This window comes from Thermocrispum municipale DSM 44069 (genome assembly GCF_000427825.1).
GTDB lineage: Bacteria > Actinomycetota > Actinomycetes > Mycobacteriales > Pseudonocardiaceae > Thermocrispum > Thermocrispum municipale.
In genome coordinates, this window is the sequence record NZ_ATYT01000012.1 from 26,049 (window position 1) to 45,168 (window position 19,120).

At 68.7% G+C, this 19,120-nt stretch carries 15 protein-coding genes and 2 pseudogenes; 12 read left to right on the forward strand and 5 right to left on the reverse strand.

Annotated features, from left to right (window positions below; translation table 11 throughout):
• Positions 1 to 165 precede the first annotated feature (165 nt).
• Positions 166 to 1,662, reverse strand: a complete 1,497-nt coding sequence (locus YWM_RS0111760) for a CoA-acylating methylmalonate-semialdehyde dehydrogenase (RefSeq protein WP_028850897.1) — start codon at positions 1,660 to 1,662, stop codon at positions 166 to 168.
• Positions 1,659 to 2,951 carry an aspartate aminotransferase family protein gene (locus YWM_RS0111765; RefSeq protein WP_028850898.1) on the reverse strand — a complete coding sequence of 431 codons (1,293 nt, stop codon included), beginning with the start codon at positions 2,949 to 2,951 and terminating at the stop codon, positions 1,659 to 1,661. The genes YWM_RS0111760 and YWM_RS0111765 overlap by 4 nt, the downstream gene beginning before the upstream one ends.
• A gap of 129 nt (positions 2,952 to 3,080) precedes the next feature.
• On the opposite strand from YWM_RS0111765, the gene YWM_RS0111770 reads away from it, so the two are divergent.
• The gene (locus YWM_RS0111770; RefSeq protein WP_028850899.1) at positions 3,081 to 4,727 is read left to right on the forward strand and encodes a PucR family transcriptional regulator; all 1,647 of its coding nucleotides are present in this window, start codon (positions 3,081 to 3,083) and stop codon (positions 4,725 to 4,727) included.
• A gap of 1 nt (position 4,728) precedes the next feature.
• Here YWM_RS0111770 and YWM_RS23305 read toward each other — a convergent pair whose 3' ends face one another.
• On the reverse strand, positions 4,729 to 5,280 hold the full coding sequence (locus YWM_RS23305; protein WP_211232490.1) for a GNAT family N-acetyltransferase: 552 nt from the start codon (positions 5,278 to 5,280) through the stop codon (positions 4,729 to 4,731).
• Positions 5,281 to 5,443: 163 nt separating this feature from the next.
• Between YWM_RS23305 and YWM_RS0111780 the strand changes: the two genes are divergently transcribed.
• The 5 genes and pseudogenes from YWM_RS0111780 to YWM_RS0111800 all read left to right on the forward strand — a co-directional run bounded on the left by YWM_RS0111780 (position 5,444) and on the right by YWM_RS0111800 (position 10,912).
• Positions 5,444 to 5,956 carry a lytic polysaccharide monooxygenase auxiliary activity family 9 protein gene (locus YWM_RS0111780; RefSeq protein WP_028850900.1) on the forward strand — a complete coding sequence of 171 codons (513 nt, stop codon included), beginning with the start codon at positions 5,444 to 5,446 and terminating at the stop codon, positions 5,954 to 5,956.
• A gap of 111 nt (positions 5,957 to 6,067) precedes the next feature.
• Positions 6,068 to 7,671: pseudogene (locus YWM_RS23310) on the forward strand (NCS1 family nucleobase:cation symporter-1).
• Entirely contained in the window at positions 7,664 to 8,506 is an 843-nt protein-coding gene (locus tag YWM_RS0111790) for a nitrilase-related carbon-nitrogen hydrolase (RefSeq protein ID WP_028850901.1), read from the forward strand. The pseudogene YWM_RS23310 and the gene YWM_RS0111790 overlap by 8 nt, the downstream one beginning before the upstream one ends.
• A 12-nt stretch (positions 8,507 to 8,518) precedes the next feature.
• Positions 8,519 to 9,904: a dihydropyrimidinase gene (gene hydA, locus YWM_RS0111795; RefSeq protein ID WP_028850902.1), complete on the forward strand. Its 1,386-nt coding sequence runs from the start codon at positions 8,519 to 8,521 to the stop codon at positions 9,902 to 9,904.
• Between the two features lie 9 nt (positions 9,905 to 9,913).
• A complete protein-coding gene (locus YWM_RS0111800) occupies positions 9,914 to 10,912 on the forward strand; it encodes a TIGR03842 family LLM class F420-dependent oxidoreductase (protein WP_028850903.1) in 999 nt (332 codons plus the stop codon).
• A 2-nt stretch (positions 10,913 to 10,914) separates the two neighbouring features.
• Here YWM_RS0111800 and YWM_RS0111805 read toward each other — a convergent pair whose 3' ends face one another.
• A complete protein-coding gene (locus tag YWM_RS0111805) occupies positions 10,915 to 11,970 on the reverse strand; it encodes a class I SAM-dependent methyltransferase (protein WP_028850904.1) in 1,056 nt (351 codons plus the stop codon).
• A gap of 194 nt (positions 11,971 to 12,164) precedes the next feature.
• On the opposite strand from YWM_RS0111805, the gene folC reads away from it, so the two are divergent.
• The 6 genes from folC to YWM_RS0111835 all read left to right on the forward strand — a co-directional run bounded on the left by folC (position 12,165) and on the right by YWM_RS0111835 (position 17,514).
• Positions 12,165 to 13,658: a bifunctional tetrahydrofolate synthase/dihydrofolate synthase gene (folC, locus tag YWM_RS0111810; RefSeq protein WP_028850905.1), complete on the forward strand. Its 1,494-nt coding sequence runs from the start codon at positions 12,165 to 12,167 to the stop codon at positions 13,656 to 13,658.
• The gene (locus YWM_RS0111815; RefSeq protein WP_028850906.1) at positions 13,655 to 14,050 is read left to right on the forward strand and encodes a DUF4233 domain-containing protein; all 396 of its coding nucleotides are present in this window, start codon (positions 13,655 to 13,657) and stop codon (positions 14,048 to 14,050) included. The genes folC and YWM_RS0111815 overlap by 4 nt, the downstream gene beginning before the upstream one ends.
• A 78-nt stretch (positions 14,051 to 14,128) precedes the next feature.
• Positions 14,129 to 14,539: a nucleoside-diphosphate kinase gene (gene ndk / locus YWM_RS0111820; protein WP_028850907.1), complete on the forward strand. Its 411-nt coding sequence runs from the start codon at positions 14,129 to 14,131 to the stop codon at positions 14,537 to 14,539.
• 398 nt (positions 14,540 to 14,937) lie between these two features.
• Positions 14,938 to 15,879 carry an ABC transporter ATP-binding protein gene (locus YWM_RS0111825; RefSeq protein ID WP_028850908.1) on the forward strand — a complete coding sequence of 314 codons (942 nt, stop codon included), beginning with the start codon at positions 14,938 to 14,940 and terminating at the stop codon, positions 15,877 to 15,879.
• Positions 15,879 to 16,694 (forward strand): ABC transporter permease, encoded by an 816-nt coding sequence (locus YWM_RS0111830; protein WP_028850909.1) that lies wholly within the window; start codon positions 15,879 to 15,881, stop codon positions 16,692 to 16,694. Before YWM_RS0111825 ends, YWM_RS0111830 begins: the two co-directional genes overlap by 1 nt.
• A 31-nt stretch (positions 16,695 to 16,725) precedes the next feature.
• Entirely contained in the window at positions 16,726 to 17,514 is a 789-nt protein-coding gene (locus YWM_RS0111835) for an ABC transporter permease (RefSeq protein WP_245566009.1), read from the forward strand.
• A gap of 108 nt (positions 17,515 to 17,622) precedes the next feature.
• Here YWM_RS0111835 and YWM_RS23315 read toward each other — a convergent pair.
• Positions 17,623 to 18,996: pseudogene (locus YWM_RS23315) on the reverse strand (S8 family peptidase); the annotation flags it as partial.
• Positions 18,997 to 19,120: the final 124 nt, after the last annotated feature.

Below are 19,120 nucleotides of genomic sequence, written 5' to 3' on the forward strand. Positions count from 1 at the left end.
TGGGGCGGCCGAGGGGTCGCGCCGGACGCCGGACGGTGCGGGCTCCGCGCCCAACCTCGACATTTGCGGCCCCGCGCCGGACCCCGGACGATGCGAGCCGCACGCCGACCCCCGACGATGAGGTGGCTCCCGCCGCGCCTGCGCTGCGGGAGCCACCTCCGGCAATCAGTCGTTCTTCGGGAAGCCGAGGTCGACCCCGCCGTGCGACGGGTCGAGCCACCGGCTGGTGACCACCTTGGTCCGGGTGAAGAAGTGCATCGCGTCGGGACCGTAGGCGTGCGTGTCGCCGAACAGCGAGTTCTTCCAGCCGCCGAACGAGTAGTAGCCGACCGGCACCGGGATCGGCACGTTCACACCGACCATGCCGACCTCCACCTCGTGCTGGAACCGACGCGCGGCACCGCCGTCGTTGGTGAAGATCGCGGTGCCGTTGCCGTAGTCGTTGGCGTTGATCAGCGACACGGCCTCCGGGTAGGAGTGCGCGCGCACCACCGACAGCACCGGGCCGAAGATCTCGTCGGTGTAGATCGACATGTCCGGCTCGACGTGGTCGAACACCGTCGGGCCGAGCCAGAACCCGCCCGGCTCACCGTCGATGTCGTGCCCGCGGCCGTCCAGCGCCAGCGTGGCACCGGCCTGTACACCGGCGTCGATGTACGAGGCCACCTTGTCCCGATGCTGCTTGGTCACCAGCGGACCCATCTCGCAGCCCGCACGGCGGCCGTCGCCGACGCGCAGCTTCTTGGCCCGTTCGACGATCTTGTCCACCAGCTCGTCGCCGACCGGGTCGACCGCGACCACCACGGACACCGCCATGCACCGTTCGCCCGCGGAGCCGAAACCTGCCGACACGGCCGCGTCCGCCGCCTGGTCGAGGTTGGCGTCGGGCAGGACGACCATGTGGTTCTTGGCCCCGCCGAGCGCCTGCACCCGCTTCCCGTTCGCCGTCCCGGTCGAGTAGATGTAGCGGGCCACCGGAGTGGAGCCGACGAACGAGATCGCCTTGACGTCGTCGTGCGTCAGCAGACCGTCGACCGCGACCTTGTCGCCGTGCAGCACGGTGAGCAGCCCGTCCGGCAGGCCGGCCTCCCGCCACAGTCGGGCGACGAAGTTCGCCGCGGACGGGTCCTTCTCGCTCGGCTTGAGCACCACGGCGTTGCCGCAGGCCAGCGCGCCCGGGATGAACCACAGCGGCACCATCGCCGGGAAGTTGAACGGCGAGATGACGCCGACGACGCCCAGCGGCTGCCGCAACGAGTACACGTCGACGTTGGTCGAGACGTTCTCGCTGAAGCCGCCCTTGAGCATCGCCGGGATGCCACAGGCGAAGTCGACCGACTCGATCCCGCGGGCGATCTCGCCGAGCGCGTCGCCGATGACCTTGCCGTGCTCGCTGGTGATGATCTCGGCCAGCTCCTGCTTGCGCTCGTCGAGCAGCCTGCGGAACGCGAACAGCACCCGCTGCCGCGCCGTCAGTGACGTGTCGCGCCACTTGGCGAACGCCTCCTTGGCGCTCGCGACCGCCGCCTCGATCTCGCTCGGGCCGGCGAAGTCGACGTGCGCACGCACTTCACCGGTGGCCGGGTCGTAGACCTCACCGGTCCGCTCGGCGACGCCGTCCCAGTCCTTGCCGTTGATCCAATGCGTGATGCGTGCGGTCATCGCGTAACCTCCTGTGCCGCCGCCACGGCATCGCGAATGGCTGCCAAACCTTCGTCGACTTCCTCGGACGTGATCGTCATCGGTGGGGCGAGCCGGATGACGTTGCCGTGCAGTCCACCCTTACCCACTAGCACACCACGAGCGCGGGTTTCCTCCAACACCGCCGTGGCCAGCGCCGGGCTCGGGTCCTGGCCACCTGGCTCGACGAATTCGAGACCGACCATCAGTCCCTTTCCTCGCACGTCTCCGATGATCGGGTGATCGTCGGCGATCGCCCGCAGACCCGCGATCAACCTGGTGCCCTGCACCGCCGCGTTGCGCTGCAATTCGTGGGATTCCACGTAGTCGAGCACCGCGAGAGCGCCCGCGGTGGCCACCGGGTTGCCACCGAACGTGGAGATCGAGTTGGCGCTCAGACAGTCCATGATCTCGCCGCGGCCGACCACACCACCGATCGCCAGGCCGTTGCCCAGACCCTTGGCGAACGTCATCAGGTCCGGCGTCACGCCGTGCGCCTGGATGCCCCAGTAGTGCTCACCGGTGCGGCCCCAGCCGGTCTGCACCTCGTCGGAGATGAACAAGATGCCGTACTCGTCGAGAACTTCCTTGAACGCCGCGTACAGGCCGTCCGGCGGAACGGTGAATCCGCCGACACCCTGGATCGGCTCGGCGATCATGCACGCCACGTCGCCCGAGGTCGCCGTCTGCAGCACATCGCGCAGATCGTCGACGCATGCCTTGATGTAGTCGGAGTCGGAGTAGTTCTTGAACGGGCTGCGATACCGGTATCCGCCGTGCACGTAGGACACCCGCACCGGCGACAGCGAGCTGGCCGACCAGCCCCGGTTGCCGGTGACGCCGATGGTGGCGAACGCGCGACCGTGATAGCTGTTGCGGATGGCCAGCACCTGGTCACTGCGGCGGTACTGGGTGGCCAGCATCAACGCGGTCTCGTTGGCCTCGGTCCCCGAGTTGGTGAAGAAGACCTTGGCGTCCGGGATGCCGGACAGTTCCGCGATCCGCTCGGCGAGCTCGACCTGGCTGCGGATCAAGTACAGCGTGGAGGTGTGCAGTACGCCGCTGTCGAGTTGCTTGCGTACCGCGTCGTTGACTTCGGTGACCCCGTACCCCAGGGCGTTGGTCAGGATGCCCGCGAAGAAGTCCAGATAGCTGCGACCTTTCGCGTCGGTCACCCGCCGCCCACTGCCATGCACGATCTCAATCGGTTCGTCGTAGTACAGCGCCAGCCAGCTGGGTAGCACGGCGCGGTGCCGGTCGATGAGCTCCATGGTTCGAGTGTCGCCGCCGCACGTGATGCGCACCATGCACAACCTGTATCGCCCGCCCGTCAATCGCCGTACATTGTGTTGCGCCGGGGTGCGTGCACGCCGGTGACGGTCCGGCGTGGGGGAGGGGTGATGTATCCGACGATCTCGGAGATCCTGCGGCTCCCGGTGATTCGCCAGGGACGGCCGAGTGTGGTGGCCGGCGCGAGCGGGTTGGAGAACCGGGTCCGCTGGGTGCACGTGGTCGAGGTGGCCGACGTCGCACAACTGCTCAACGGTGGTGAGCTGGTGTTGACCACCGGGGTCGCGCTGCCCGAGGAGGACGACGCGCTGGTGGCCTACATCGACCAGCTCGCCACGATCGGGATCGCCGGGCTGGTGATCGAGCTGGTGCGCCGGTGGACCGACCGGTTGCCGCAGGCCGTGGTCGCCGCGGCGGAACGGAACAACCTGCCGCTGATCACACTGGCGGAGGAGACGCGCTACGTGGCGGTGACCGAGGCGATCGCAGCGATGATCTCCGAGGCACAGGTCGCCGAGCTGCGCGCCGCGGAGCAGATCCACGAGACGTTCACCGCCCTGACCGTGGCGGGCGCCGAGCCCGCCGAGGTGCTGCGCGAGGTGGTGGCCGCGTGCGGCCGCCCGGTGGTGCTGGAGACGCTGGGTCACGACGTCCTGGCCTACGACACCGCGGGCGGGTCGGCCAACGAGCTGCTGGCGGACTGGGCGGAACGATCCCGTGCGGTCACGATGGACGAGCGCACCGGGTGGGACCGCGAGGCGGGCTGGCTGGTCACCGTGGTCGGTGCTCGGCGCAACGACTGGGGCCGCCTGGTGTTGCTGTGCCCGGAGGAGCCGAACCACCGGTTGATCGTGCTCATCGAGCGAGCCGCTTCGGCGCTGGCCGTCCACCGGTTGGCGGCGCGGGAGCGGGAGAGCCTCGAGCGGCACGCCCATCGGACGCTGCTGGCCGAGCTGGTGTCCTCACCGGTGACGCCGACGGATCTGGCTGCGCGGTCCACCGCACTGGGGGTGCCGCTGCAACATCGACAGCTGGTCGGGATGTCGGTCAGGCCGCGTACGGCGACACCGTTGGGGCGGCGCCCGGCCACGGCGATGGCGACCCAGGAAGTCCTGCGTGATTTGGCCGAAGCGACCGTGCTGGCCGCCCGGCGGGCACACGTGGACGCGCTGGTCGGCGTGGTCGACGACACCGACGTCACGGTGTTGCTGTCGCTGCCGCGGCAAACGGACGTCGACGGCGTGCTCGCCAGGCTGTCGTCGCACATCCACCGCGCGTCGGCCGCCGCCGCGCAACCGATGCCTGTCGTGGTCGGCGTGGGCACCGCGGTGGAGGAGATCTCGCAGGCACGCCGCAGCCTGCTCGAAGCCGGACAGGTGGCCAGGGCGGTCCCGGTGCAGCGCAACGGCGCCGTCGAGGAGCGGGGCTTTCATCGGCTGCACGACGTGCGGCTACGCGGTCTGCTCCACCTGCTGGCCGACGACGAGCGGGTGCGCGCTTTCGCCGAGCGTGAGCTCGGGCCGCTGCTGGCGCGCGACCACCAACGCGGCACCCGGCTGTTGGACACACTGCGGCACTACTGCGTGCACGGCGGCAACAAATCGGCGGCGGCCGCTGCGGCACACGTGTCGCGCACGGCGTACTACCAGCAGCTGGCTCGCATCGAGCAAATCCTGGGCGTCTCGCTGGACGATCCGGAATCCGTCCTCTCGCTCTACGTCGCACTGCTCGCGCGCGACATCCGCGAGTCCGGCTGATCTACCGAGGTGGCGGGTCATCGGCGAGGCGAGCGTAGATCAGCGTGTCGGTCCACTCGCCCTTGCACCACCAGTTGCTACGCAGGTGCGCTTCCCGTCGCATGCCCACCCGTTCGGCCAGCCGTGCCGACGCGGAGTTGCGCGCATCCATCTGAGCCGCGACGCGATGCAAGCCGTACACGTCGAACGCGGCGGAGAGGACTGCCTGCGCCGCCTCGGAGGCAAAGCCGCGCCCGCCGTAGTCCGGATCGAGCGTCCACCCGATCTCTGCCAGGCGCGTGTCGTCGTCGGGGTGCCACAGCGCGATGTCGCCGATGACCACGCCGTCGTGCTCCAGCACGAGCGCGAGCCCTCTGGCGTCGGTCTCCAGCCCGGTTCGCGGGATCCTCTTGGCAACTTCGCGAGCGGCGTCCTCCGCCGTCCACGGCCCTACGAGCAGATAACGCGCCACGTCCGGGCGGGAGGAGAACCGGAGGAGATCCGGGGCGTCCTCCTCGCGATGCGGGCGCAGCACCAGCCGGTCGGTCTTGATCGGTAACTCCAAGGTCCGCACCAGAGCGCACCCTAGCCGACCTGCCCGGGGCGGGCACGCACCGATGGCATGAACGGGCAGGGTGCTTGTTGTGAGGTTTCGGTCGCTCCGCGTGACGGTCATGCTGGCAAGTGGTCTGGACCACATTCCCTCGAAAATCCCCTGCTACATCGAGGAGGAAACGATGGCCAAGCGCAGCACCACGTTTCTCGGTGCGCTCGCGATAACCCCGCTGGTCATGGTCGCGCTCCCCAGCGCAACGGCCGGCGCGCACGGCTACATCACCGATCCGCCGAGCAGGCAGGCGCAGTGCGCGCAAGGCGTGGTGGAGTGCGGTGACATCAAGTGGGAGCCGCACAGTGTGGAAGGCCCCAAGGGGCTGAAGAGCTGTAGTGGCGGCAACGCCCGGTTCGCCGAGCTGGACGACGACGGCAAGGGCTGGGTGCCGACGCCGGTGTCCGGTTCGGTGACGTTCACGTGGAAGTTCACCGCGCCGCACCGCACGTCGAACTTCGAGTACTACATCGGCGACGAGAAGGTGGCGGACTTCGACGGTGGCGGACAGCAGCCGCCCGACGGCCTGACGCACACCATCGACGTCAGCGGGTACAGCGGGCACCAGAAACTGCTGGCCGTGTGGAACATCGCCGACACGCCGAACGCGTTCTACAACTGCATCGATTTGGACATCAGTTGATCAACCGACAACACCGGACAAGGCAGTCAACGGGCAGACTGTTCACCGTGCAGGCGAACCGTGAACAGTCTGCCACTGCCTGTCCAGTGTGACCCGCAACACTATGCCCCAATGGCGTTGACATCCGCCGGGGGCGACAACCTCGAATCTACCGAAGGTGTCGGCGGCGCCGCGCAGCAGGTCAGACATCCCGACGGGAGGGTGGACCTGCACGAAGCCGTGGTCGCCGGCGTGCGCGCGAGCCGCTTCTCCAACGACGATCTGGCGCCGGTCCCGGTGGCCAAGCGGTCGTGGACGACGTACAACTACTTCGCGTTGTGGATGGGGATGGCGCACAACATCCCAGTTATCTGCTCGCATCCGGGCTGATCGTGCTGGGCATGGACTGGGTCCAGGCCCTGCTGACGATCACGTTGGGCAACCTCATCGTGCCCATCCCGATGCTGCTCAACAGCCACGCGGGCACCAAGTACGGCATCCCGTTCCCGGTGTTCGCGCGCGCGTTCTACGGAGTCCGCGGCGCGAACCTGGCGGCGTTGCTGCGTGCCTTCATCGCGTGCGGCTGGTTCGGCATCCAGACCTGGGTCGGCGGCCACGCGATGTGGGTCATCGTCGGCACGCTGGCCGGCGACGGCTGGACGAACGCCGCGGTGGTCGGCGGGCAGCCGGTCACGTTGTGGATCTCGTTCGGGGTGTTCTGGCTGCTGCAGCTGCTGATCATCTGGCGTGGCATGGACGCCGTGCGCCGTTTCGAGAACTGGACCGCGCCGCTGGTCAGCGTCGCGTTCTTGATCATGATGACCTACGTCCTGGTCAAGGCGGGCGGCCTCGGGCCGATCCTGGAGCGTCCGTCGCAGCTGGGCTGGGGGCTGGAGTTCTGGGCGGTGTTCGCCCCGTCGCTGATGGCGATGATCGCCTTCTGGGCGACGTTGTCGCTGAACATGCCGGACTTCACCCGCTTCGGCGGCAGTCAGCGCAAGCAGATGCGCGGGCAGATCCTCGGCCTGCCCACCACGATGACGTTCATCGCGATCGTGGCCGTGCTGACCACATCGGGCGGTGCGGTGCTCTACGGCGAGGAGATCTGGGACCCGGCCCTGCTCGCCGCGCGGTTCGACGAGCCGGTCGTGGTGATCATCTCGCTCGTCGCGCTGGTGCTCGCCACCATTTCGGCGAACATCGCGGCGAACGTGGTCAGCCCGTCCTACGACTTCTCGAACGCCTTCCCCCGCAAGATCAGTTTCGCCGTCGGCGGGCTGATCACCGGTGTGCTGGGCATCGTGGTGCAGCCGTGGCGGCTGCTGGCCAACGCCGACGTCTACATCAACGGCTGGCTGGTGTTCTACGGCGGCGTGCTCGGTGCCGTGGCCGGCGTGCTGATCAGCGGCTACTGGCTGCGTGCCCGCACCGAACTGCAGCTGGCCGAGTTGTACCGGGAGAAGGGCCGCTACTGGTTCTCCGGTGGCTGGAACTGGCAGGCGGTCGTCGCCACGGTGATCGGCGGTGTGCTGGCCGTCGGTGGCGCCTACACCGCACCGGGCAAGGAAGGCCCGTTCCCGGAAGACGGCCTGATTCCGTTCTTGAAAGGGTTCTACGACTACAGCTGGGTGGTCGGCCTGGTGGCCGCCTCGATCGTCTACGTCCTGCTGACCGCGGGGCGTAACACGATGCGGATCGCCGAGGCCGCCCCGGCGGAAGGAGAAGCGCGTGCCTGACGTGGTGAAAGCTGCCCTGGTGCAACAACGCTGGACCGGCGACAAGGAGTCGATGATCGCCAACGCGGTCGACTACATCGGCCAAGCGGCGTCCCAGGGTGCGCAGGTGGTGTGCCTGCAGGAGCTGTTCTACGGGCCCTACTTCTGCCAGGTCCAGGACGCCGAGTTCTACTCCTACACCGAGCAGATCCCGGACGGCCCGACCACCAAGCTGATGCAGGAGGTCGCCGAGCGCCATGGGGTAGTGCTCGTCGTCCCGATGTACGAGGAGGAGCAGCCCGGGGTCTACTACAACACCGCGGCGGTGATCGACGCCGACGGCAGCTACCTGGGCAAACACCGGAAGAACCACATCCCGCAGGTCAAAGGCTTCTGGGAGAAGTTCTACTTCCGGCCAGGCAACCTCGGTTATCCGGTGTTCGACACCGCGGTCGGCAAGATCGGTGTGTACATCTGCTACGAGCGGCACTTCCCGGAGGGGTGGCGTGCTCTCGGGCTGGGTGGCGCGCGGATCGTGTTCAACCCGTCGGCGACCAGTCGTGGCTTGTCGCAGTACTTGTGGCGGCTGGAGCAGCCCGCGGCCGCGGTGGCCAACGAGTACTTCGTCGGCGCCATCAACCGGGTCGGGGTGGAGCCGCTGGGCGACAACGACTTCTACGGCCAGTCCTACTTCGTCGACCCGCGTGGGGAGCTGGTCGGTGACGCGGCCTCGGACTCCGAGGACGAAGTGGTCGTGCGGGATCTGGACATGGCCGAGCTGGCCGAGGTCCGCAACCTGTGGCAGTTCTATCGCGATCGCAGGCCGGACACGTATGGCCCGTTGACCGAAGCGTAAAGGGGGAGCGCCATGCGCACGCTGATTCGAGGCGGGACGGTGGTCAACGCGACCGGGCCGGTGGTGGCCGACGTGTTGATCACCGACGAGACGATCGGTGCGGTCACCGCGCCCGGGCTGATCACGGTCGCCGACGAGGAGATCGACGCCACGGGCAAGTACGTGCTGCCCGGTGGCATCGACGCGCACACGCACATGGAGATGCCGTTCGGCGGGACGTTCTCGTCGGACACGTTCGCCACCGGCACGACGGCGGCCGCGTGGGGTGGCACGACCACGATCATCGACTTCGCGGTGCAGAAGAAGGGCACGTCGCTGCTGGCGACGATGGACGCCTGGCACGAGAAGGCCGACGGTCACTGCGCGATCGACTACGGCTTCCACATGATCATCTCCGACGTCAACGACCAGTCGTTGAAGGAGATGCAGTCGTGCATCGACCAGGGCGTGAACAGCTTCAAGATGTTCATGGCCTACCTGGGGGTCTTCTACGCCACCGACGGCGAGATCCTGCGGGCCATGCAGCGAGCCACCGAGACCGGCGCGCTGATCATGATGCACGCGGAGAACGGCATCGCGATCGACGAGCTGGTGGCCCAGGCGCTCGCCGCGGGCCACACCGACCCGGTCCAGCACGGTCTCACGCGGCCGCCCGAGCTGGAGGGCGAGGCGACGTCGCGGGCGATCCAGCTGGCCCGGGTCACCGGCGCGCCGCTGTACATCGTCCACCTGTCGGCGCGGCATGCGCTGGAGGCGGTGGCCGAGGCCCGCGACACCGGGCAGAACGTCTTCGCCGAGACCTGCCCGCAGTACCTGTACCTGTCGCTGGAGGATTTGGCCAAGCCCGGGTTCGAGGGGGCCAAGTACGTGGCTTCGCCGCCGCTATGCCCCCAGGATCACCAGCCGGACCTGTGGCGTGGCCTGCGGACCAACGACCTGTCGGTGGTGTCGACCGACCACTGCCCGTTCTGCTTCAAAGACCAGAAGGAGCTGGGCAAGAGCGACTTCTCCAAGATCCCGAACGGCATGCCGGGTGTGGAGCACCGGATGGACCTGCTGCACCAGGGCGTCGTGGCGGGCGAGATCTCGCTGGCCCGCTGGGTGGAGATCGCGTCCACCACGCCCGCCCGCATGTTCGGGCTGTACCCGCGCAAGGGCGTCATCGCGCCGGGCGCGGACGCCGACGTCGTGGTCTACGACCCGAACGCCACGCAGACCATCTCGGCCGAGACACATCACATGAACGTCGACTACTCCGCCTACGAGGGCATGCGGATCACCGGCAAGGTCGACACGGTGTTCTCGCGCGGGTCGAAGGTCATCGCCGACGGCGCTTTCCACGGCAGGGAAGGGCACGGCACGTTCCTTTCCCGCGAGCTGTCGCAGTACCTGCTGTAGGGGTGCGCGATGGACTTCGGAGTGGTGCTGCAGTGCGACCCGCCCGCGCGTGAGGTCGTCCGGCTGATGATCGAGGCCGAGCAGCGTGGGTTCGGCTACGGCTGGGTGTTCGACTCCACGGTGTTGTGGCAGGAGCCGTACGTGATCCTGTCGCAGGTGCTGGCGGCGACCGAACGCATGATCGTCGGCCCGATGGCGACCAACCCGGGAACCCGGGACTGGTCGGTCACGGCATCGGTGTTCGCCACGCTCAACGACATGTTCGGCAACCGCACGGTGTGCGGCATCGGCCGCGGCGACTCGGCGCACCGGGTCGTCGGCATGAAGCCGGCGACCCTGGCCCGGCTGCGCGAGGCGATGCGGGCGATCCGGGATCTCGCGGAAGGCCGGGAAGCGGTCGTGCACAACGACGCCCAGGTGCGGATGCCGTGGGTGCGCGACGGCAAGCTCGAGATCTGGATGGCCGGCTACGGCCCGAAGGCGCTCAAGCTCTGTGGCGAGGAGGCCGACGGATTCATCCTGCAGACGGCCGACCCGGCGATCGCGCGGTGGACCATCAACTCCGTGCGTCAGGCGGCGGCCGAGGCGGGCCGCGACCCCGACTCCATCACCATGTGCGTGGCCGCGCCCGCGTACGTCGGCGACAACCTGGAACACCAGCGCGACCAGTTGCGATGGTTCGGCGGCATGGTCGGCAACCATGTGGCCGATCTGGTCGCCCGCTACGGCGAATCGGGTCCGGTGCCGCACGAGCTGACCGACTACATCAAGGGCCGGGAGGGCTACGACTACCGCCACCACGGCCGGGCGGGCAGCCCGTCGACCGACTTCGTCCCGGACTCCATCGTCGACCGGTTCTGCCTGCTCGGTCCGGCCACCGCCCATGTCGAGCGGCTGGCGGAACTGCGGGAGCTCGGCGTCGACCAGTTCGCGCTGTACCTGATGCACGACGACAAGGAGAAGACCTTGGCGGCGTACGGGGACGAGATCATCCCGCGCGTGCGGTGACCCTACGGCCGGGCCTCGATGACCAGGTTGAACGGCGTCTCGGCGGCTTTGCGCACGCGCGAGAAGCCTGCCTCGGTGAGCAGTTCGGTGAGGCGAGCCAGGCCGGCCTGGGCACCCAGAGCCGCACGAGGTTCCTCGGTCATCGAGTGAGCGACGCAGACGACCGTGGAGGCTCCGTAGTAGAGCCTGCCGACCGGGTTCAGGTTGTCCTCGACCTTGTCGTTGGCGTACGGCTCGACCAGCAGGAACGTGCCGTCGGGACGGAGTGACTGCCGGATGTGCTTGGCGGCGCCGAGTGGATCCGGCATGTCGTGCAGCGCGTCGAACACGGTGACCAGGTCGTAGTCGTGGCCCGGGAAGTCGGCCGCGGAGCCGACCTCGAACGTCGCGGCCGACGTCAGCCCGGCCTCGGCGGCCCGCTTGCGCGCCTGGTCGATGGACGCCGCGTGGTAGTCGTACCCGACGACCTGCGAGCTCGGGAAGGTTTCCGCGAACAGCAGCGTGGACGCGCCGTGCCCGCAGCCCACGTCGGCGATGCGCGCCCCGGCATGCAGTTTCTGCTCGACGCCGTCCAGCGCGGGAATCCACTCCGGCACCAGGTTGGCGACGTAGCCCGGGCGGAAGAAGCGCTCGGTCCCCTCGAACAATGCCTGGTCGTGCTCGTGCCAGCCGAAACCGGAGCCGGTGCGGATGGCCTCGGTGATGCGATCGACGTTCTTGCTGACCGCGATCGGGAGGTGGAACGCGGCCGCGACCTGCATGCCGTCCGGGGCGGCCAGGGCGAACGCCTGCTCCTCGGTCAGCATGAACCGCTCGGTCGCCGGGTCGTAGCTGACGTAGCCGCCCGCGGCCTGCCCTTTCAGCCATTCCGCGGTGTATCGCTCGCTGACTCCGGCTTGCTCGGCGACCTCGGCCGGGGTCGCGGGCATGACGGCCAGGAGCGCCCGGTAGAGCCCCAGACGATCACCGATCACCGCGTTGACCGCGTGGAAACTTCCGCCGAGATCGGTGACGAAACGGCCGAGCAGCTCGTTCAATGTGCTTTCGTCGACGGCCATGACGGCCTCCTCGTTGTTGCGGACCCCTGCTCGGATCGTCGGGCCGGGGGCCGTGGCAATTACCGCGACGCACCGGGTCACGGCTGGTTGGTCCGCCCGACGATGCGGCCGTGCTCCGGGCAGCCGAGGGATCGGGTGCATTCGGGCGTGACGTTCCCGTCGCTCGGCCGTGCGGCAGCGGCTCGTAGACTCGGCTGGTGGCCGAGGACGAGACCTATCCCGACGAACTGCTCGCGGGCGACAACCTGGTGGCGGGCCCGTTGCCGGACGAGGGAGACCGGGACGACGACTCCGACGAGCCGGTGGTGGAGGACCCCGCCCAGCTGGAGCAGGACCGGCAGCGGCTTCAGGCCGTCGAGGCCGAGCTGAACACGCGCTGGCCGGAAACGAAGATCGCGCCGTCGCTGGACCGCATCGCCGCGCTGCTGAACCTGCTTGGCGAGCCGCACAAGTCGTACCCGGTGCTGCAGGTGGCGGGCACCAACGGCAAGGGCTCGACGGTGCGGATGATCGACGCCCTGTTGAGCACGATGGGCCTGCGGGTCGGTCGCTACACCAGCCCGCATCTGCAGGTGGTCACCGAGCGGATCGCGGTGGACGGCGAGCCGATCCGGCCGGGCCGCTACGTCGAGGTGTACGAGGACCTGGCGCCGTTCGTGGGCATGGTCGACCGGGCCGCGGGCGAGGGCGGTCAGCGGATGACCAAGTTCGAGGTGCTCACCGGCATGGCGTACGCGGCGTTCGCGGACGCCCCGGTGGAGGTCGCCGTGGTCGAGGTCGGCATGGGTGGCAGTTGGGACGCCACGTCGGTGGCCGACGCCCAGGTCGCCGCGATCACCCCGATCAGCCTGGACCACACCGACTACCTCGGGGAGGACCTCAAGGCGATCGCCGCGGAGAAGGCCGGGGTGATCAAGCCTGGGTCGGTGGCGATCATCGGCGAACAGCACCCGGACGTCATGCGTGTGTTGCTGGAACGGGCCGTCGAGGTGGATGCCACGGTCGCCCGCGCCGGGCAGGAGTTCGGTGTGGTGGAGCGCGAGATCGCCGTCGGCGGCCAGATGCTGAAGTTGCAGGGCCTCGGCGGCGTGTACGACGAGATTCTGCTGCCCGTGCACGGCGAGCACCAGGCGCACAACGCCGCGCTGGCGCTGGCCACGGTCGAGGCGTTCTTCGGCGCGGGCAAGGACCGACAGCTGCAGATCGACATGGTTCGCGACGCGTTCGCGGCCGTCGAGCTTCCCGCACGGATGGAACGAGCCCGGTCGGCGCCGACGGTGTTGCTGGACGCCGCACACAATCCGGCAGGCGCGGATGCGTTGGCCACCGCGCTGGACGCCGAGTTCGCGTTCCGGCGGCTGGCGCTGGTGGTGTCGATCATGCAGGACAAGGACGCGCGCGGAATCCTCGATGCACTCGAGCCCGTGGTGCACGACGTGGTGGTGACGCGCAACTCGTCGCCGCGTGCCATGGACGTTCAACAGCTCGGCGACCTGGCCCGTGACGTGTTCGGCGAGGAGCGCGTCGTCGTGGAGGCCGACCTGTCGACCGCCATCGAGACGGCCGTCGCGCTGGTGGAGCAGGACGCCGGCGCCGAGGAGGAGCTGTCCGGCGGCGGAGTGCTCGTCACGGGATCGGTGGTCACCGCGGGCGACGCGCGCACGCTACTGGGACTGGAGCCGGCATGAGTGACGAACCAGGCGCCCCGCAGCGGCCGAAGGACCCGATGAAGGGTTTCCGCGGCGTGATGTCCGGGACGTTGGTGATGGAGGCCATCACGCTCGGCCTGGCGCTGCCGGTGATCGATCGCCTGGGCGACGGACTGGCCAGCCTGACCGGGTGGCTGGTCGGCGGGCTCGCGGTGGTGCTGCTGGTGCTCTGCGCGTTCGTGCGGTGGCGGCACATCACCCCGGTCATCCTGGCGCTGCAGGTGGTGCTCGTCGCGTTCTTCGTGACCGAGCCGCCGGTCGGCATCATCGGCCTGATCTTCCTGGCGGCATGGTGGTGGTTGTTCTCGATCCGTGCCAAGGTCGCCAAGCGGATGGCCGAGGGGACGCTGCCCAGCCAGCAGTCCGGGTGACCCCCTGCCCGGCATGTGCCGCTCAGCTGCTCGTAAGCTGCGCTCGTCACAACGGCTGGCAGGAAAGGGACTTCTCAAGTGACTGAGCGGACGCTAGTGCTGGTCAAGCCGGACGGCGTGAGCCGTGGCCTGGTCGGCGAGGTCATCAGCCGCATCGAGCGCAAGGGCCTGAAGCTGGCCGCGCTCGAGCTGCGCACCGTGCCGACCGAGCTGGCCGAGGAGCACTACGCCGAGCACAAGGACAAGCCGTTCTTCGGCGAGCTGCTGTCGTTCATCACCTCCGGCCCGGTGGTGGCCGCGGTGGTGGAGGGCGACCGCGCGATCGAGGCGTTCCGGCAGCTGGCGGGCGCGACCGACCCGGTCAAGGCCGACACCGGCAGCATCCGGGGCGACTTCGCCTTGGCGGTGCAGAACAACATCGTGCACGGCTCGGACTCGCCGGAGTCGGCCGCACGCGAGATCAAGCTCTGGTTCCCCAACCTGGGCTGACCGGCGCAGTCCGGGGACGCGCACCGGGTTGACGCTGCGCGACGCGAAGCTGACGGCGCGGCGCGGTCGGACGGTTGCCGGCCGCGCCGCGTCATTTTTGCCGCGCGCCCTGTTCGGGTCGTGGCCTGCGCTGTCTCGGCCGGTGCGGCCCGTGGTCCGCCGCGCCTCGTTGCGGAAGCCGCGCCCTGGTTCGGCTGCCGCGTGCGTCTATGCCGGTACGCCTGGTTCGGCCGCCGCGCCTCGTTGCGGAAGCCATGTCCCCGTGTTCGGCCGCCGCTCCTCGTTTGGCCCCGCGCTCCCGTGATCGGCCGCCGTGCCATGTTCGTCCCTCGCGCCCCGTTTGGCCGGTGGCCAAAATTGTTCGCAGACTGTCGGTGGCCCGCCTTAGTGTTGGAGCCATGACAGAAGGCGGGGTCTCCCAGCCGTTGGTGTCCGGCAAGGCGCTGGTCAAGCGGTTCGGTGACTTCGAAGCGGTGCGTGGCATCGACATCGAGGTCAATCAGGGTGAAGCGTTCGGCTTTCTCGGGCCGAACGGAGCGGGCAAGTCGTCCACCATGCGCATGATCGCGTGCGTGTCACCGCGCAGCGACGGTGATTTGCGCGTGCTGGGGATGGATCCGGATATCGACGGCCCGCGTATCCGGGCGCGCATCGGCGTGTGCCCGCAGCAGGACAACTTGGACACCGAGCTGACCGTGCGGGAGAACCTGCAGGTCTACGGGCGGTTCTTCGGGCTGTCCCGGGCGCAGGTGCGCGAGAAGGCCGTCGAGCTGATGGAGTTCGCGCAGCTGTCCGACCGCGCGAACGCCGAGGTGGAGTCGCTGTCCGGCGGGATGAAGCGGCGGCTGACCATTGCGCGGTCGTTGGTGAACGATCCGGAGCTGCTGCTGCTCGACGAGCCGACCACGGGGCTGGACCCGCAGGCGCGCCACCTGTTGTGGGACAGGTTGTTCCGGCTCAAGCAGCGTGGTGTCACGCTGATCATCACCACGCACTACATGGATGAGGCAGAGCAGTTGTGCGACCGCCTGGTGGTGATGGACGGTGGCCGCATCGTGGCGGAGGGCTCGCCGTCGGCCCTGATCAGCCGGTACTCCAGCCGTGAGGTGCTGGAGCTGAGGTTCGCGCCCGGTGAGCAGGCCGGGCACGAGGCGAAGGTCGAGGGGCTGGCCGAGCGCGTCGAGGTGCTGCCGGACAGGCTGCTGCTGTACACCGCCAACGGTGAGGCGGCGCTGGAGCAGGTGACGGCTCGCGGCGTGCGGCCGGTGTCGTCGCTGGTGCGGCGCAGCACGTTGGAGGACGTGTTCCTACGGTTGACCGGAAGGACCTTGGTCGACTGATGAGCACCGTGGTGCAACAACGGTCCACCGGGCGGGTGCTCGGCTTGTGGCGGACCGCATGGCTGGTCGTCGAGGCGCACTGGATGTGGTACCGCAGGCACTGGCATTCCAACCTGTTCTCCAGTGGCCTGCACCCGCTGTTGTTCCTGGCCGCGATGGGGCTCGGCTTCGGCTCGCAGGTCCGGCCGAGCGCGGCCACCGGGGGCGTCGATTACCTGAATTTCGTCGCGCCCTCGCTGTTGCTGCTCGGCGTGGTGTTCACCGCGGTGAGCGAGTCGAGTTATCCGGTGTTGTCCGGCTTCAAGTGGCAGCAGCACTACATCGCGATGATCGCCACGCCGATGCGCCCGGGCTGCATCGTGCTGGGCCTGGTGCAGTGGATGTCGCTGCGGTTGCTGCTGGCAGGCGCGGTCTACACGGTGATCGCGACGTTCTTCGGCGCGTGGCTCAACGCGGGCGCGATCTTCGTGATGTTCGTCGGGGTGCTGACCGGGCTGGCTTGCGCCACGCCGGTCATGGCGCTGGCGTCGGTCACTTACGACGAGGGCAACCGATTCACGTTGATCATGCGCCTGGTGGTCATTCCGATGACGTTGTTCGCCGGCACGTTCTTCCCGGTCGATTCGATTCCGCTCGGGGTGCGCTGGCTGACCTGGATCTCCCCGTTGTGGCACGGCACGGAGCTGGCTCGCGGCGTCACGCTCGGCGGACTCGACGTGTTGCCGTTCCTCGGCCACCTCGCCTACCTGCTCGCTCTGCTGCTGACCGGGGGCGCGCTGGCCACGCGCGGCTTCGCGCGAAGGCTGGTGAACTGACATGGCGGCAAGCGCTGCCCCTACGTTGACGATGCGGGTCCTGCCTCCAGGCCTGTACGCCGGCCAGGCGAACAAGGTGATCGAGCGCTCCGCGTTGGTGACCCGCAGGCATTGGGTGATCGTGCTGTCCGGCCTGCTCGAGCCGGTGTTCTACCTGCTGGCGATCCAGGTCGGTTTCGGTGTGCTGGTCGGCACGGTGATCGGGCCGGCGGGCGAACCGATCCCGTACGAGCAGTTCGTCGCGCCCGCACTGCTTGGCGCGGCGGCCATGAACGGCGCGATCTTCGAGACGACGTACCCGATCTACTTCAAGCTGCGGTTCAACAAGCTCTACGACGCGATGCTGGCCACCCCACTCGGCCCGTACGACGTGGCGATCGGTGAGATCGGCTGGGCCACCGTGCGGGGTTCGTTCTACTCGCTCGGGTTCGTGGCGGTCATGGCCGCGATGGGCGTGCTGCCCTCGACGTGGGCCCTGCTCATGGTGCCGGTGGCCGCACTGATCGCGTTCGCCTTCGCGTCGGTCGGCATGGCCCTGGCCACCTACATCCAGTCACCGACGCAGTTCGACTACATCTCGTTGGTGGCCATCCCGCTGTTTCTGTTCTCCACGACGTTCTACCCGCTGTCGGTCTACCCGGCCGAGCTGCAGTGGGCAGTGCAACTATCGCCCCTGTATCACGGCATCGAGCTGCTTCGTCAGTGTGCGCACGGTGTCTTCGACTGGGCGATGTTCGGTCACGTGGCGGTCCTCGTCGGGCTTGCCGCGGTCGGTGTCATCGCCACTTCGCGCCGGATCGGGGCGATGCTGCTGCGCTGATCCCGTCGTCGACGCGGTGATCGTCGAGGCGTTGTCCTCGGCGGTCTCCGGCGGCGCGCCGAGCGCCTTGATCGCGGCGAGAGCGTCCACCACGCCGTGGCCGTAGAAGCTGTTGTAGCCGCGGTAGCCGGTGCAGAACGCGTCCTGGTGGCCGTCGCCGGTGCGGTCGTAGTCCGCGGGACAGTCGGTCTGCTTGGCGGTCGACTGCAAGGTCTTGCGCAGCTCCGCAGGGCCCACGTCCGGCCTCTGCGCCGCCAGCAGGGCGGCAACTCCGGCCACATGAGGGGCGGCCATCGACGTGCCGCAGGTGTCCGAGTAGCCGCCCGGAACGGTGGACAGCACGCACTCGCCGTCGTCGCCGCCAGGGGCCGCCAGCGAGATGACCCCGAGCCCGTACGAGCTGTAGCCGGACTTGAGTCCTTCACGGTCGATCGCCGAGACGGTCATCACCGACGGCACGCTGGCGGGCAGGGCCACACACCCGTCGCCGTCGCTGGTGGCGGGGGAGAGATTCACGGCTTCGTTGGTGGCTGCCGCGATGTTCAGCGTCCCGGACTCGGTGGCGTAGTCCGCGGCGCGAGTGATCGCCTCGCGCACCACACCGAACTCGTCGTCGGTGATGCAGGACGACGGTCCGGTGTCGACGAAGAAGCTGGAGTTGGTCACGCGGATGTGGTTCTTGGTGGCCCACATCAGGCCGCACACCGCTGCTTCGGGGTCCACGCGCCCGTTGTCGTCGATCACCTTGATGGACGCAAGGCGCACTCCCGGCGCCACGCCGACGACGCCCGCGTGGTCGTCCGCCGCTGCGATCGTGCCGGCCACGTGTGTGCCGTGGACCGAGGTCGACGGTCGCCACGCCTTCCGTGAGCGGTCGGGCTTGCCGTCGAGGCAGCTTGCCGACCGCTTGGCGTCGACCACACCCGCCAGTTCGGGGTGCTGATCGTCGATACCGGAGTCCAGCACACCGACGACGACCTTCTCGTTCGTGCGGGAGGTGGCACGCGCCGCGCGCGCGTTGATCACGTCCAGACCCCATTGCTCGGCGGACCTGTCCTCGGTGCTGAGGTCCGCGGGTGGTTGCTGGTCGGCGATGCGCCGCTTCGCCGAACCGAGGCCGGATTCGCTCGCCCGGTGGGCCTGGGCACTGAACGCCCGGCTGGGGCCGATCTTGTCGACGAACTGCGGGTCTGTCGATGTGGCGATTCCCACCGCGATCGGTGCGTAGTACACGCTCAGCTTGCCGCAGGCTCGCTTGACTTCCCGGCGTGCCTGACCGCGCGTGGTGTCCTCGTCGAAGAGCACCAGGTAGCGCAGGGACTCACCGGAGTCCGCGCAGCGTTCACCGTCGGTGCTGTCCGTGCTCTCGGGCTTTTCCGACGCCGTGGCGAGAGGCTCCGTTGTGACCATTGTCAACAGCAGCGCTGCCGCGCCGACCGCGAGCCAACGCCACGCAGGCAAACGGGGCCGCAACAGGGGCATAGCTGCGCACGGTAGCCAGTGTGCGCAGCCGCGACAAGAGGCCACGGCGCCGGGCGGGCAAGTTCGTTCGGCTGGGGCCGCAGGACAGTGGTGGGCGACGGACGCCGCGAGAGGTCGCTGTGTG

Bases quoted from the DNA above. Each gene is read 5' to 3' on its own strand.
- YWM_RS0111830 (WP_028850909.1), top strand. From the start codon at position 15,879: ATGAGCACCGTGGTGCAACAACGGTCCACCGGGCGGGTGCTCGGCTTG.
- YWM_RS0111765 (WP_028850898.1), bottom strand. From the start codon at position 2,951: ATGGAGCTCATCGACCGGCACCGCGCCGTGCTACCCAGCTGGCTGGCG.
- YWM_RS0111825 (WP_028850908.1), top strand. From the start codon at position 14,938: ATGACAGAAGGCGGGGTCTCCCAGCCGTTGGTGTCCGGCAAGGCGCTG.
- YWM_RS0111760 (WP_028850897.1), bottom strand. From the start codon at position 1,662: ATGACCGCACGCATCACGCATTGGATCAACGGCAAGGACTGGGACGGC.
- YWM_RS0111800 (WP_028850903.1), top strand. From the start codon at position 9,914: ATGGACTTCGGAGTGGTGCTGCAGTGCGACCCGCCCGCGCGTGAGGTC.
- hydA (WP_028850902.1), top strand. From the start codon at position 8,519: ATGCGCACGCTGATTCGAGGCGGGACGGTGGTCAACGCGACCGGGCCG.
- YWM_RS0111805 (WP_028850904.1), bottom strand. From the start codon at position 11,970: ATGGCCGTCGACGAAAGCACATTGAACGAGCTGCTCGGCCGTTTCGTC.
- YWM_RS0111835 (WP_245566009.1), top strand. From the start codon at position 16,726: ATGCGGGTCCTGCCTCCAGGCCTGTACGCCGGCCAGGCGAACAAGGTG.
- YWM_RS0111780 (WP_028850900.1), top strand. From the start codon at position 5,444: ATGGCCAAGCGCAGCACCACGTTTCTCGGTGCGCTCGCGATAACCCCG.
- YWM_RS0111770 (WP_028850899.1), top strand. From the start codon at position 3,081: ATGTATCCGACGATCTCGGAGATCCTGCGGCTCCCGGTGATTCGCCAG.
- YWM_RS0111815 (WP_028850906.1), top strand. From the start codon at position 13,655: ATGAGTGACGAACCAGGCGCCCCGCAGCGGCCGAAGGACCCGATGAAG.